Source organism: Ancylothrix sp. D3o (assembly GCF_025370775.1).
In the GTDB taxonomy this organism is placed as follows: Bacteria; Cyanobacteriota; Cyanobacteriia; order Cyanobacteriales; family Oscillatoriaceae; genus Ancylothrix.
In genome coordinates this window covers 21446-35690 of the sequence record NZ_JAMXEX010000010.1, presented here as the reverse complement: position 1 = coordinate 35690, position 14245 = coordinate 21446, and the positions used below count along the sequence as shown (strand labels likewise).

At 44.7% G+C, this 14245-nt stretch carries 9 protein-coding genes; 5 read left to right on the top strand and 4 right to left on the bottom strand.

Translation table 11 applies throughout. The features are described 5' to 3' along the window. Positions 1-147: 147 nt before the first annotated feature. Positions 148-2253, bottom strand: coding sequence for a diguanylate cyclase (locus NG798_RS16955; protein WP_261224874.1), 2106 nt, complete (start codon positions 2251-2253; stop codon positions 148-150). A 284-nt stretch (positions 2254-2537) separates the two neighbouring features. Between NG798_RS16955 and NG798_RS16950 the strand changes: the two genes are divergently transcribed. From NG798_RS16950 to NG798_RS16930, 5 genes are all read left to right on the top strand, one after another. Continuing rightward, on the top strand, positions 2538-3143 hold the full coding sequence (locus NG798_RS16950; protein WP_261224873.1) for a hypothetical protein: 606 nt from the start codon (positions 2538-2540) through the stop codon (positions 3141-3143). Between the two features lie 39 nt (positions 3144-3182). Beyond that, a complete protein-coding gene (locus NG798_RS16945) occupies positions 3183-4442 on the top strand; it encodes an MFS transporter (protein WP_261224872.1) in 1260 nt (419 codons plus the stop codon). A gap of 496 nt (positions 4443-4938) precedes the next feature. Continuing rightward, positions 4939-6852 (top strand): biosynthetic-type acetolactate synthase large subunit, encoded by a 1914-nt coding sequence (gene ilvB / locus NG798_RS16940; RefSeq protein ID WP_261224871.1) that lies wholly within the window; start codon positions 4939-4941, stop codon positions 6850-6852. A gap of 369 nt (positions 6853-7221) precedes the next feature. Continuing rightward, positions 7222-10848 (top strand): chromosome segregation protein SMC, encoded by a 3627-nt coding sequence (smc, locus tag NG798_RS16935; protein WP_261224870.1) that lies wholly within the window; start codon positions 7222-7224, stop codon positions 10846-10848. Positions 10849-10981: 133 nt separating this feature from the next. After that, a complete protein-coding gene (locus NG798_RS16930; protein ID WP_261224869.1) occupies positions 10982-11986 on the top strand; it encodes a PRC-barrel domain-containing protein in 1005 nt (334 codons plus the stop codon). Positions 11987-12092: 106 nt separating this feature from the next. On the opposite strand, the gene NG798_RS16925 is transcribed toward NG798_RS16930, so the two are convergent. The 3 genes from NG798_RS16925 to dacB form a co-directional block, all read right to left on the bottom strand. Next, positions 12093-12290 (bottom strand): selenocysteinyl-tRNA(Sec) synthase, encoded by a 198-nt coding sequence (locus NG798_RS16925; RefSeq protein WP_261224868.1) that lies wholly within the window; start codon positions 12288-12290, stop codon positions 12093-12095. Next, positions 12290-12466 (bottom strand): hypothetical protein, encoded by a 177-nt coding sequence (locus NG798_RS28180; RefSeq protein ID WP_375338974.1) that lies wholly within the window; start codon positions 12464-12466, stop codon positions 12290-12292. The genes NG798_RS16925 and NG798_RS28180 overlap by 1 nt, the downstream gene beginning before the upstream one ends. 112 nt (positions 12467-12578) lie before the next feature. Beyond that, the gene (gene dacB / locus NG798_RS16920; RefSeq protein WP_261224867.1) at positions 12579-14066 is read right to left on the bottom strand and encodes a D-alanyl-D-alanine carboxypeptidase/D-alanyl-D-alanine-endopeptidase; all 1488 of its coding nucleotides are present in this window, start codon (positions 14064-14066) and stop codon (positions 12579-12581) included. Positions 14067-14245 lie beyond the last annotated feature (179 nt).

The following is a 14245-nucleotide window of genomic DNA, read 5'->3' as shown; positions in this document are numbered from 1 at the left end:
CAGCAACCCAAAACCCCGCTACTAATTTTTACTCACCCCTTGCTGCAACTCAAAATATAAAAAAATTCTTAATAATAAATCATTTAAATTGTCAGGGATATAATCTACGATACCTATTATATCTTTAAAACAAGCCTCTAAGCGTTTTTAAGAAGCAATTTGTACACGATCTCGTCCAGCACTTTTTGCTTTGTATAAAGCCTCATCAGCGGCTCTCAAAACCGCGCTGGCGCTAGAAGCCTGAGCGGGAAAAGATGCAACCCCCAAAGATAAAGTAATCCTGCCTATAGGCTGTCTGCGGTAGTGAACGTGCAAATGCTTCGCTCCCTCGCGTAATTGTTCAGCCCGTTGTTTAGTCACTTCCATAGTCGCTTCTGGCAAAATCAGGGTAAATTCTTCTCCGCCATACCGGCAAGCAATATCCGAAGCGCGAATTGAACCCTGCAAAAACACGGCTAACTCTTGGAGTACGATATCCCCGGCTTCGTGACCATAGGTATCATTTAATTTTTTAAAATGGTCAATATCAATCATAATCACACCGACAGAATGCTTTTGTCGTTCAGCCCTTAGCAATTCCCGTTCCAGAGATTCTTCTAAATAACGACGATTAAATAAACCCGTCAAAGGATCGCGGATACTTTGATTTTTCAGGGTTTCCCGCAGACGTAAATTAGCCAAAGCTAGAGCAATATGTTCAGCCACCGTAAGGGCAAGCTGTTGTTTTGCTTCGGTAAATTTTCCTCTTTCTGGTGCTTGCAAATAAAACAAACCAAGGGTTTCACCTTGAGCCATCATAGGAACACAATAACATTCTTCGGCTAGAGGTTGGGTAAAATGAGAGCAGGCTAAACCGCTGTAAGTATTTTCAAATAAATGTGGCCGGCCACAGCGAATTCCCCAACAATCATTAGGACTAAATACCAATTGACTGGCTAAATTATTGCCCCAAGTTGTCGCAGCTTCTACGATATTTCCCGAAGCAGAAATTGTATAAATAATGCCGGAGTGGAGGGGAAATAATTTCTGCACTAAGCGGGGAATAACAGAATAAGCTTCTTCTAAACTCAGACAAGCTTGCAGTGCGTCACTGATGCGACTGAGTGAGCGAATTTCAAAATTAGCTTGGCTGAGTTCTTTTACTAATTGCTCAATTCTCCGAGAGTGCTGTTCGTATCTCAACGCATAGACGGCTAACGAAGCGGTGAGGGATAAACCGCCGACTAAAAACACCCAAGACAGCCAAAGTGTACTTTCCCCAAAGTATTGCTCGGTGGGGAGAAACTCTACCGACCACAGCCGATTGCCTACCTTAAACTGGCGGAGACAAGTATCTTTTTGACAGAGCCATTCTCTGTAAGAACTCGTAGTTATTTCTTGGTCGCTTTCTGTTAAAACTTTACCAGACTCGGAATCATAAAAAGCCAGAAACCGCTCTTGTGAGCCGACTGTTTCATCATAAAACACCAAATTAATATTCTTAGCATCTACATTTCCCAAAACGCTTTTAATAAAATTGGGAAAAAGAAATAACCCTACCGCAAAGCCTTTTAAATTAGTGCGGCGAGCTTCTAAAGTATTCAAAGACTGGTTGTTTTGATAAACCGGCATCACCAGCAAAAAACCAGCTTTATTGTTAGAAAATCCCAGCCGGCCTGTCGTTGCTAAAGTTCCCCGATCACGGGCTATTTCTAGGGTAGAGCGTCGTTTTTCTTCACTGCCCAAATCAAAACCAAAGGCTAATTCATACTGATTAAAAGGTTCAATATAACTGATCGGAAAATATTCAGAGCGTACCGAGGAGCGCACCATTGTTCCTTGCGTCTGTTGTTCATAAATTTGATAGTTCTTATAGCCTTCATTTCGGATGGCAGTTTCAAATGCCTGTCTAGCAGGGTTGGGGATGCGTGGTGTCCAGGCTAACAGTTCAATACTGGGATGACGCAATAAAAGTCTCTTAGCTAAGTCGCTGAATTCTTGCCTAGAAACTTCTGCTGTAGAGGCGCTGTAAAAATCATTCACCGCCAGCAGAGGCTCAAAATTGCTGTCGGTGTTTTTTTGCAGGGATCTTACCACTTCGTCAACTTGTTTTTGCAGTTGAGTGTTTAGTCTTGTTGTTTGCCAATAACGAGCACTCAAAAATGCTATCACTGTGCTGACAACGCCGGCGCAGACAATGATGCTCACACTGAAGTACCGAGACGCAAAAAAATGCGTTTTGGCTGCTTTAAAGGGTTTGCGCTTCGCCATCATTGGAAGAACCTGCTGGATGTTTAATCCAGATATAGAGCTTCGGAACGGTTTCAACTGCGGCACAGATCACATCTTAACTTATACTTTGTACAGCCACTTTGGCCGGCTAGAGTCTAAGACTTTAAAACCTGGCCATTTCAAGCAATATTCTATCGTTTGATTATAAATTTGCATCAGATTAGAACCTATGCGTCCAAAGAATGATTCGTTACCGGCAGTACGGAAATTATGCACTTAAAAAGTTATCTTGTTTAAAATAACCTTGATTTCTGCCATCCATACCGATGTGTTCTGCCGTTATTTGTCTGATCTGTGGGGGGGAACACCGCCCTGAACTCACAGACAGCTTTGTTAAACAAGTGTTTCAAGCGGCCCCCTCAGCCAGCCTACCTTCCAATGTAATTATTTTTCCCTCTACCTGTGGGCCGGTGTGGTCGCCTTTTCACGTTCTCCAGTTTTTAGAAGCCTCCCTAACTTCGATGCCTTCTGAGAAATTGCCTGCGGTGATTTTTATCAGTTTTAGTGCTGGGGTGGCCGGTGCGATTGGGGCTGCTTGGGGTTGGCAGCAACGCGGTGGCAAAGTGGCCGCCTTTTTTGGCCTGGATGGTTGGGGAGTGCCCTTAGCAGGCGATTTTCCTATTTATCGTCTCAGCCACGATTACTTTACGCACTGGACATCTGCTTTACTCGGAACAGGGGATCAAAGCTTTTATGGGACAGGGGCGACATCACACTTACAACTTTGGGATATGCCACAAACTGTTCAAGGTTGGTGGTACAACTCAGCCAGTTTTGGTTTGTATCCTGTTCGGCCTACAACAGCAGCGCTATTTTTAGTTAGTCTATTAGAGCGTCATGGTGCTTTCCTCTCACCCACGCGCCGAGGATGAATAATTCTCTCTTACCCTCCCAAAGGCTAAATTTCTCTTATGCTTCCAGCCAGTAGCAGCCCTCCTCCTTCTGGTAGCGGCTTTAACGCTTTATTCAAAAATAAGTCTTTTTTGGTGCTTTGGTGCGGACAAATTTTGTCCCAAATCGCTGATAAAGTTTTCCTAGTTTTGCTTATTACTCTGTTGGTAGACTATCGACCGCCGAATGCTCTCAAAAATTCTATGAATTCGGCGGTGATGTTAGCAAATACTCTGCCAGCTATTGTCTTTGGTTCGGCGGCGGGGATTTTTGTTGACCGCTTTTCTAAAAAGCAAATTTTATTTTTTTCTAATTTCCTGCGGGGCCTATTAATTCTCTGTATTCCTTTCCTTCCTAAAGATTTTATCTTCCTTTTGGCCATTGCCTTTTTGGAATCGATTCTTACTCAATTTTTTGCCCCGGCAGAATTAGCTGCAATTCCTCTGGTGGTGCCAAAACAAGGCTTAATGACTGCCAACGCCCTTTTTACAACAACGATGCTGGGTTCTCTGATTGTTGGTTTTGCGGTGGGTGAACCTTTGTTTAGTTTTGTGAAAAATTTTGCCGGTGATTACAGTCAAGAAATTACGGTGGCTTTTCTTTACCTCTCTGCATCGGCGGTGTTTTATTTCCTCCCCCTAAAAGAAAACCCAAGTGCGGATGCTTTGGCAAAGGTGAATCCTTGGCATGATTTTAAAGAAGGTTTGCGCTATCTGAAGAAAAACCGTTTAGTCAGTAATGCAATGCTGCAATTAACGGTGCTTTATTCTGTATTTGCAGCTTTAACAATTGTGGCAATTAATTTAGCCAAAGATATTGGATTAAAAGAAAATCAATTTGGCTTTTTGCTGGCGGCGGCGGGAATAGGAATGGTTTTGGGGGCGGGGATTTTAGGTCACTGGGGCGAACGTTTCCACAATAAACCTTTGCCGTTAATTGGTTTTTTGATGATGGCGTTTGTGTTAGGTGTTTTTACTTATACTCAAGACCGTTGGCTGGCTTTAACTTTGAGTGGAATATTAGGTTTAGGAGGTTCTCTCATAGGCGTACCTATGCAAACTCTCATCCAGCAGCAAACTCCTGAAGCTATGCGGGGTAAGGTGTTTGGTTTTCAAAATAATGTAGTCAATATTGCTCTTAGTTTGCCCCTAGCGATTGCCGGCCCACTTACGGATGCGGTGGGTTTACGGGTGGTGATGTTGGGGATGAGTTTGGTTGTGGCGATTGCCGGTATTTGGGCTTGGTTAAGTACCCGCAAGGTTTTGGAGGATGTGATTTAAGTTTGCTATTCGTCAAAATTCCCTTATTTTTTAAGGCAAAAGCCGATTCTTACTTTTTTGTTAAAAGTCAATGTAGAGGTTGTCATAGAACTTACACTTACCTACTTCTATGACAACCTGTATAGGTTTCCAGCAAAAAATCCTGTTGAGCATCCCTGAACGTAAATCTCAAACAAGAAATGCTGAGAAACGCGGTCTTTTTGAAAAATATAGTGTTTTTTAGGGAAAACTACCCGAAAACGAAACAAGATGATACAAGCGCTAATTAAGGCATCTGGGATGAAAAGAAAAAGCAGCCGATCTCAGATAATTGGCAAGCGGCGAGATTCCACCGCTGGCTAGAGTATCACCTCAAAAATACATAACATCCTGACTTTCCTCACCATCCCATCTCTGCTGACTTTTGCTTGCTCTCCTTGGCGAGGTAGGGGGGAGAGACTTTTACCTGCAAGTGTCAAGCATAAAAAAGATTAAAAATTTTGAAGTTTCATCAGACATGAAGCATAGAATTAAAATAGACAGATTAATGAGATTAAGACGAGGTTTCCCGGTGCTGTCGCAAAGTAAGCCAGACAATAAAGAGTTAAGACCCACTCCCACCCGCAAAAGTGGTGGCTATGCGCTGATTGATACGTTGAAGCGTCACGGAGTAAAACATATTTTTGGCTATCCGGGTGGCGCGATTTTGCCGATTTATGATGAGCTATATAAATTTGAGGCCGCTGGTGACATTCAGCATATTCTAGTTAGACACGAACAAGGTGCTGCTCATGCGGCTGATGGCTATGCTCGCGCCACCGGCCAGGTGGGAGTCTGTTTTGGCACGTCTGGGCCCGGTGCGACAAACCTGGTAACGGGGATTGCTAATGCTCACATGGATTCTATCCCGTTGGTGGTGATCACCGGCCAAGTTTCGCGGGCGGCTATTGGCACTGATGCTTTCCAAGAAACGGATATTTACGGGATTACGCTACCTATTGTCAAGCATTCTTATGTGGTGCGCGATGTCCGTGATATTGTGCGGATTACAGCAGAAGCTTTTCATATTGCCAGTACGGGACGCCCAGGGCCGGTTTTGATTGATGTGCCGAAGGATGTGGCTCTGGAGGAATTTGATTATTTTCCGGTTGAACCGGGTTCTGTGAAAATTCCGGGCTACCGGCCAACGGTGAAAGGTAATCCGCGTCAGGTGAACCAGGCAATTTGTCTGATTCGAGAAGCAAAACGACCTCTGCTTTATGTGGGGGGTGGTGCAATTGCTGCTTCTGCTCATGCAGAGATTCAGGAGTTAGCAGAATATTATCGTGTGCCGGTGACAACAACGTTGATGGGTAAGGGCGTATTTGATGAAAATCACCCGTTATCTCTGGGAATGTTGGGAATGCACGGCACGGCTTATGCTAACTATGCTGTGAGTGAGTGTGATTTGCTGATTGCGGTGGGGGCACGGTTTGATGACCGTGTTACCGGCAAGCTGGATGAGTTTGCTTCGCGGGCAAAAGTAATCCATATTGATATTGACCCTGCTGAGGTTGGTAAAAATCGCGCCCCGGATGTGCCAATTGTCGGCGATGTGCGCCAGGTTTTGATGGATCTGTTGCGGAGAATGCGGGAAATTAACGAGCCGGCAGACCCAGAACAAACGCGGGTATGGCTTGAGCGGATTAGCGGCTGGCGCAAAGATTATCCGCTGGTGGTGCCACATTATGAAGATGTGATTGCACCGCAAGAGGTAATTTCCCTGATCGGGCAAATGGCACCAAATGCCTATTACACAACAGATGTGGGCCAACATCAAATGTGGGCAGCGCAGTTTTTGAAAAATGGCCCCCGCAAATGGATTTCAAGTGCCGGTCTTGGTACGATGGGCTTTGGAGTGCCGGCGGCGATGGGTGTGAAAGTGGCGGTACCGGATGAAGAAGTGATCTGTATTTCTGGTGATGCCAGCGTGCAGATGAATATTCAGGAACTCGGAACCTTAGCACAATATGGCATAAATGTCAAGACCCTTATCGTAAATAATGGCTGGCAAGGAATGGTGCGGCAATGGCAGCAAACGTTCTACCATGAGCGTTATTCGTCATCAAATATGCAGCCAGGGATGCCTGATTTTGTGAAGTTGGCTGAGGCGTATGGCATTAAAGGGATGGTGGTAAATTCCCGTGATCAGTTAAAAGATGCGTTGACAGAAATGCTGGCGCACGACGGGCCGGTGCTTTTAAACGTCTTTGTCAAACGGGATGAAAACTGCTATCCAATGGTAGCGCCTGGAAAGAGCAACGCACAAATGCTGGGTTTACCTGAAATTAACAAACTAGAAAAAGCCGCCGAAATAATTTATTGTACCGGCTGCGGCGCAAAAAATGTTTCCAGCAGCAAATTCTGCCCTGAGTGTGGGACAAAACTGTAAACCATTGTGGGGCGGGCATCTTGCCTGCCATACATCTGCGGTTAAAAAAATCTAATCACCCTGTAAAAGATGCGAAAACCAGCATCTTTTTTTATTGAAAACCGAAAAATTCTTGTCACCGGCACATCAACAAACCAGCCTTAATATCCATCCTCAAAAAACTCATAAGCAAACAAAACTAACGCATGATCAAAAACCCATTTAACCCAAAACAAACCACTTAAATTATAATTATTTCCAACCCAAACCCCCGCTCATCCTTGGCGAAGCCCTGCATCTTACCGGCTAAATAGCGTGATAACCTGTATAGACCGCTAAACTAAGTAATAACCTCATCATTTCTGCAAAACCCAGGCCAGCCAGCTTTACATGGTTCATATTAAGCGAGTCGAACTTACCAACTTTAAATCATTTGGCGGCACAACGAGCGTGCCGTTACTGCCGGTGTTTACCGTTATTTCTGGCCCAAATGGTTCAGGAAAATCAAATATTCTCGATGCTTTACTCTTTGCTTTGGGCCTTTCTTCGTCCAAAGGAATGCGGGCCGAACGCTTACCCGATTTAGTGAATAACCAGCAAAATTCTCGCGGTACCATCGAAGCCAGCGTGACTGTAACCTTTGATTTATCAGATTCTCCCGATATACTTGCAACAACGGAAGAAGCCCAAGAATTTTGGGGAGAAGAGGTAAATGGCAATGGTAACAACTCCCAAGAACCGGTCAAAAACCAATCCCTCACAGAATGGAGTGTCACCCGAAAACTGCGCGTCACCAAACAGGGCACCTACACCTCAACCTATTACGCCAATGGTTCGCCTTGTACGCTGACAGAGTTACACGAACAACTGAACCGGCTTCGCATTTATCCAGAAGGCTATAACGTTGTTTTACAAGGCGACGTTACCAGCATTATCACCATGAACGCCCGCGAACGTCGAGAAATTATTGATGAGTTAGCTGGGGTGGCGGCTTTTGACCGCAAAATTGTTCAAGCCAGAAATAAACTTGATGAAGTTAAGGATCTTGAGGAAAAAGCGCGTATTGTTGAACGAGAATTAATTGCTCAGCGCGACCGCCTCGCCGCAGATCGCGGGAAAGCAGAAAAATATCAAAAATTACGGATAGAATTTCTGCAAAAAGAACAGTGGCAAATTGTTTTAGTTTACCGGCAATTGCAACAACAAATCTGGCAATTACGCGAACATATTGAGGCCGGTGAACGCAGCGCAAATGACCTCAATCAACAGCTAACCAACCTCAACGCTGAGATTTTGCAAGCTAATGCCGAACTCGACCGGCTCAATGCAGCAGTCAAAGCAATGGGAGAAGAGGAACTCATCGCTGTACAAAGCACATTAGCCACCCAGGAAGCAGAAAGCCGACAACTACAAAACCGGCAACAAGAACTACAAACCCAACAGCGGGAAATTGAAACCGCCCTATCACAAAGCCAGCAAAAAGTCAAGGAATATGAGCAAACTTTGACTCAAACCTTGCAGCAAATTTCTGTGCAAAGCGTCGAAGTCAGCCATAAGCAGGCCGGCAGAAATGAAGTTCAAGAAATTCTCACCCAATTAAAGCAACAATCAGCCCAAACTGCCGACGCTTCTGAGGCTTGGGTACAGCAGCAAACAGAATTGCATCGACAAATTGAAACGCTGCAACAAATTCTTGACCCGCAACGTACCGAACAAGCGAGACTGCGGGAAAGAGTTAATGCTTTGGATAGCCAAATTCAAGAAAAATCGCAAACTTTGCAGAATTTAGAGGAGGAAATTAGCAAAAAACAACAGCAGCAAAGCGAAACCGGCGAAAATCGCTCTCAAGCTACGGCGCAAGTGGAATTGCTGAGTCAGGCTCTCGCGGAAGCCGAACGGGAATTACACACTCAACAGGAAACACAAAAACGCCTGCTCAATGAACAACGGGAAAAACAACGGCAATTAGATAAATTAGAAGCCCAAGCGCAAGCAATGCAGGAAGCCTCCGGCACCGGCGCCACCCAGGTTATTGTTCAGGCAGGCTTAAAAGGACTCTGCGGCTTAGTTGCACAATTGGGAAAAGTTGAACAACGCTATCGGCTGGCGTTGGAAATTGCGGCTGGGGGAAGATTAGGAAATTTAGTAGTTGAAGATGATAGCGTTGCGGCGCAAGCTATTGAAATTTTGAAGCAAAAACGGGCCGGTAGAGCAACATTTTTACCCCTGAATAAAATTCGGCCTTCACGATATAATCTGACAGTTCCTAATGGAGTTCAAGGATTTGTTGATTATGCGATACACTTAATAGAAACAGATGCAAAGTATCTCGATATTTTTGCTTATGTATTTGGCAATACAGCGGTTTTTGATAATATCAATAATGCTCGCCGGTATTTGGGACAGTATCGCATTGTTACCCTGGATGGCGAATTGCTGGAAACCACCGGCGCCATGACAGGGGGAAGTATCGGAGGATCAGGTTCTCGCTTACATTTTGGCACCGGCACCAACACAGAATCTGCGGAAATTCCACATTTGCGAAATCGATTACAAGAAATTGAGCTAATTTTAGAACAATGTAACCGCAAAATTGCTGAGGCAAGTAATGTGGTGAAACAAAAAAATCAAGAATTACTCGAAGCAAAACAACAACAACGGGAAAATCAGCGGACTGCGGAACAAATAGAAACCGAAATTAAAACTGCTCAAAGACAACAAGAACAACTCCACACGCAACTTTTAAAAGCTTCCCAAGAATTAGCAGAAGCAGAAAACAGGCTGGCTATTTTAGAAGTAGAATTACCAGCAACCGAAGCGCAACTACAACAAAACAGATTTGCCTTAGCCGAGTTAGAGCAGTCACAGACTCATAGTGAATGGCAACAAATCCAAATCCGTATTCGCGCTGAAGAAGCACGCCTAGCCGAAGGCGAAAAAGCTTTGCGTTCAGCCGAACAAAAACTGCAAGACTTGGAAGTGCAACGCCAGCGAACCGAAGAAAAAATCACTGAAAGCCGGCAACGCTTGGCAGAATATGAAACGCAGTTAGCCGGCGTTAATAGCCAGTTGTCAGGCGTGAGAGAAAATTTGTCTACAATTGTAGATAAAATTAACGAAAGCAAAATTAGCCTAGCAGAATTAGATCATAAATTAGGCTCGGAAAAAGTTGCCCGCGACAGAGCAGAAACGCAGTTAAATCAACGCCGCAATGCCAGACAGCAACTTGAATGGCAAATCGAAAAACTGCAAAATATCCAGCAGGAACGCCGGCAACAGTTGGAAAGCTTACAGCAAAGTTTAGAAGCTAAACAAATTGAATTGCCAGAGCCGGTGCCGGTGGTTCCAGAAAATATACAATTAGAAGAACTAGAAAAAGAAGTTAAATCTTTGCAAAAACGCTTGCAAGCAATGGAGCCGGTGAATATGCTGGCTTTAGAAGAGTATGATCGCACCCAAGCAAGACTTGATGAATTAAGTCAGAAATTGGCAACATTAGAAGGCGAAAGAACCGAATTGCTGCTGCGAATTGAAAACTTTACAACCCTACGCCTGCAAGCTTTTAAAGAAGCTTTTGATGCGGTTAACCTAAACTTTCAAAGTATCTTTGCGGAATTATCCGATGGCGATGGGTATTTGCAACTTGATGATGCGGAAGATCCGTTTAGCAGTGGCTTAAACTTGGTGGCGCATCCCAAAGGTAAGCCGGTGCAGCGTTTAGCTTCCATGTCTGGCGGCGAAAAATCTCTCACGGCGCTGAGTTTTATTTTTGCATTACAGCGCTACCGGCCTTCGCCATTTTACGCTTTTGATGAAGTAGATATGTTTTTGGATGGGGCAAATGTGGAGCGATTAGCTAGAATGATTAAACAACAGGCACAACAAGCCCAGTTTATTGTCGTGAGTCTACGCCGGCCTATGATTGAATCGTCCCAACGCACCATTGGTGTCACCCAAGCCAGAGGCGCCTACACGCAAGTGATAGGATTAAACCTACAGCAGTCAAGCAATCAGTAACGGCTATTTTAAATAGAGTTCCAATCAGTCAAGCGTCATCGGTCAAAAAAACTCCACCTACTTGACAAATGACAAAGGACAAAGGACAAATGACAAACATAATTTAGGTTTCGAGAGCAGGACTTCTCTAAGAATGACATCTGAACAAATACGGCTACGCTCAGATTTATTAAACACCCAAGTGATCACCCGCGACACCGGCAAACGACTGGGGGTGGTTAAAGAGCTATTGGTAGACATTGACCGCCGGGAAGTCGTGGCACTCGGACTGAGAGACAACCTGCTCTCGATAGCCGGGATGCCGCGTTTTATGCTGTTGACCAGTATCATCCAAATTGGGGACGTGATCCTGGTAGAAGATGAAGATGTAATTGAAGATATCGACGTTGATGCCTATAGTGCCCTCATTGGCAGTGAAGTGATCACGGAAACCGGCGAGATGCTGGGAAAAGTTCGTGGTTTTAAATTTAACCAAGAAACCGGCACTGTCTTATCGTTGATTATTGCATCGTTCGGCATTCCCTTCATTCCCGACCAAGTGGTAAGCACTTATGAGTTACCCATTGAAGAAATTGTCAGCAGCGGCCCAAACCGCTTGATCGTTTTTGAAGGTGCCGAAGAACGCTTGATCCAGTTAACTGTGGGAGTGTTGGAACGTTTAGGTATTGGCCAACCGCCTTGGGAACGGGAAGAGGAAGAAGTTTATTATCCGCCGGTGGCGCGTCCAGAAAATCAATTAGGCACCGGTGTGCCAATAAAAGCAGAACCAGTCCGTCGCAGTGAGCCGGTGGCCCAATGGGATGCGGATGACTGGGAAGAAGAAGAACGCGAGCCCGTCCGTCCGCCGATTCGCCAACAACCGCCGGCCAAGGCCATGTATTATGAACCAGAAGACTTGGAAGAAGAGGAAAACTGGAGCGAACCACCGGCCCGCAGCAATTACAACGAAAGCTACACCCCACCGCGCAAACCGCGTTATGAAGAGCCGGCCTACGATGAGGAGTATGATGATTATGAAGATGATATCGAGGCCGATGCTTGGGCGGATGATGAATCCCCGAAACCTTACAAAGCACCCCGCGTAAACATTCCCGAACGCACTAAAACCCGCGAATACGAAGAAGAACCGGGTTATTAAATCTCAAAAACTTGTAAGCAAAAACCCGTTTTCTTTGAGAAAGCGGGTTTTTAAAAACTTAATTTTTCGTTGTTTCAAGGCTGATTAAAAGATTAAAAAATAAGGATTATTGACTCATTTGCTCAAGGATAGAGGCTTTAATTTTAGCCTCAAAATCGTTATCATCTACCCTAGTAATGATTGGAAGAGAACGCTGACGACGACGTAATAGATAAGCTTCCAAAGCAGCTTTATCTTGCCGGTGGCTAAGAAAGTAATGCTTTAACTCTTCATCTGACATAGCGGCGTAATCAATTTGACTCATCAGAATACCTCCCCCTGGCGTGTAATTTCAAATTGTATATCTTCATTATGCCCTGCCAAAATAAATAAATTTTGAGTTCTTCCGTCAATGCAAATAATGTGGATAGGCTGAAACATCAAAAAAGTTAACTGATAGCCTATTATATATAAAGCCCTCATTTGCGGCTCAGTGGGCATCTGCTGATTCCTTTTTGTTGATGATTCCTATATATAGCAATTCCTGTGGTAGCCGTCAAATTTAATCTCAAAAACCCGGTTTTTTCAGGAAACCGGGTTTGTACAAACTTAATTAACACCGGCGCAGACGAGACAAAAGCACGACAATATCATCAATACTGCGGCGAATTGTCGATGAAGTTAAATCCGATTGATTGACAATAATACTGAAAACCAACGGCTCATAATTGCGATTATTGAGATAACCAGAAAGCGAAGCAACACCCGAAAGAGTGCCGGTTTTTGCTTGAACAATTCCCTGGGCCGGTGTATTACGAAAACGACTTGCCAAGGTACCACTAACCCCCGCCACCGGCAGAGAATTTCGATACATATCAGCCACCGGCGTACTCGCCATTACTCGTAATAAATTAACCAAAGCTTCAGGGCTCGTTAAATTGTGCCGAGATAACCCAGAACCATCAGCCGGTTTATAAGATTTCGGGTCTAAACCTAATTCTGCCAGCGCATTTCTAATTGTATCTAAACCCGCATTTGCTGTTTGAAATTGTGCTGCTTTCGTATTATCTGAAACTGTCCCCAACAATCGCAAAAGCACCTCTGCATAAAGATTATCACTGTCTACATTGGTGCGATTAATTAACTCAATTAACGGCGGAGAACTAACCATTGCCAACTCAACTTCATCAGCATTTGGCGTGCCATCTTTTATAACTTTTGTACTCTTGACCCTAATGCCTTCTGCTGCTAAAACTTGACGAAATTTCTGTAAAAAATTAGTAGCCGGTTGTGTGATTGCCACCGAAGTAGATTCCGGTTCAGAACCGGCCCGCAATTGACCGCTTACATACAAAACAGGTTTAGTCAAATCGCGTCCCACATCGATAAATTCCTCTTCATTTGAAGTAACCGTCATCGATGTATTTTCAACTTCCCAACTTGCTCCCTCTTGGGAATCATCCCATTTAACTAATAGCGGCTCGCCGGCTTGTTGAGGAAACAAAGTAAAATTGACGGCGTTTTGATTGAGGATTAAGCTATTAACCGGCGCACCATAACCGGCCTGGATATCCTCAAATTCCCAGTTAGCATTAACTAAATCGCCTCGAAAAAAACCATCATCAATTACCAACTGATTAACATTCCGAATTCCCCAATTTTTTAACTGTGTTGCCAGAGATTTTAATTGAGCAGTTGTAAGGCTGGGGTCGCCGCGTCCAACAACACGCAACACCGGCACACTATCACCGTTTACAGGATTAGCATAAACGGAAGTGCGGATGCGATAATCGGGGCCCAGTTTGAGTAAAGCAGCGGCGGTGGTGAGTAGTTTGGCGTTAGAAGCGGGGATGAAATACTTTTCAGCTTGCCGGTGATAGAGGGGCGTGCTGGTGGCGAGGGGTTCGATGGAAATACCCCAGCTTGCACGGCGGAATTCGGGCCGGTTGGTGATGCTGTCAATGGCTTTGGGCAATTGGGCGGGGCAAATGGTGGAGGCTTGGGCGATTTGGGGCGGGTTTACGGGGGCTGTTTGGGCGTGCAGGGGGGTTTGGGTGCTGAGGGCGAGTAGGATAGCGCTTAGGGATTTTTTGAAGTTCATCTTGGCTGTTTTTTGCGGTTTGTTTTTTTTTATTCGGGTATTATCATAGGGTTTCGGTATTTTTTTTCACAGCAGAGGGCGCTGAAGGAGCGGCGCAGGATCACAGAGGTAGGTGGGGTTTGTGTCTTTTGGGAGAGGGTTTTTGGGATGGGTTTGGTTAGAGTTTTTTTAGCTTTGTT

Bases quoted from the DNA above. Each gene is read 5' to 3' on its own strand.
- NG798_RS16955 (WP_261224874.1), bottom strand. From the start codon at position 2,253: ATGATGGCGAAGCGCAAACCCTTTAAAGCAGCCAAAACGCATTTTTTT.
- NG798_RS16950 (WP_261224873.1), top strand. From the start codon at position 2,538: ATGTGTTCTGCCGTTATTTGTCTGATCTGTGGGGGGGAACACCGCCCT.
- NG798_RS16945 (WP_261224872.1), top strand. From the start codon at position 3,183: ATGCTTCCAGCCAGTAGCAGCCCTCCTCCTTCTGGTAGCGGCTTTAAC.
- ilvB (WP_261224871.1), top strand. From the start codon at position 4,939: ATGAAGCATAGAATTAAAATAGACAGATTAATGAGATTAAGACGAGGT.
- smc (WP_261224870.1), top strand. From the start codon at position 7,222: ATGGTTCATATTAAGCGAGTCGAACTTACCAACTTTAAATCATTTGGC.
- NG798_RS16930 (WP_261224869.1), top strand. From the start codon at position 10,982: ATGACATCTGAACAAATACGGCTACGCTCAGATTTATTAAACACCCAA.
- NG798_RS16925 (WP_261224868.1), bottom strand. From the start codon at position 12,290: ATGAGTCAAATTGATTACGCCGCTATGTCAGATGAAGAGTTAAAGCAT.
- NG798_RS28180 (WP_375338974.1), bottom strand. From the start codon at position 12,466: ATGCCCACTGAGCCGCAAATGAGGGCTTTATATATAATAGGCTATCAG.
- dacB (WP_261224867.1), bottom strand. From the start codon at position 14,066: ATGAACTTCAAAAAATCCCTAAGCGCTATCCTACTCGCCCTCAGCACC.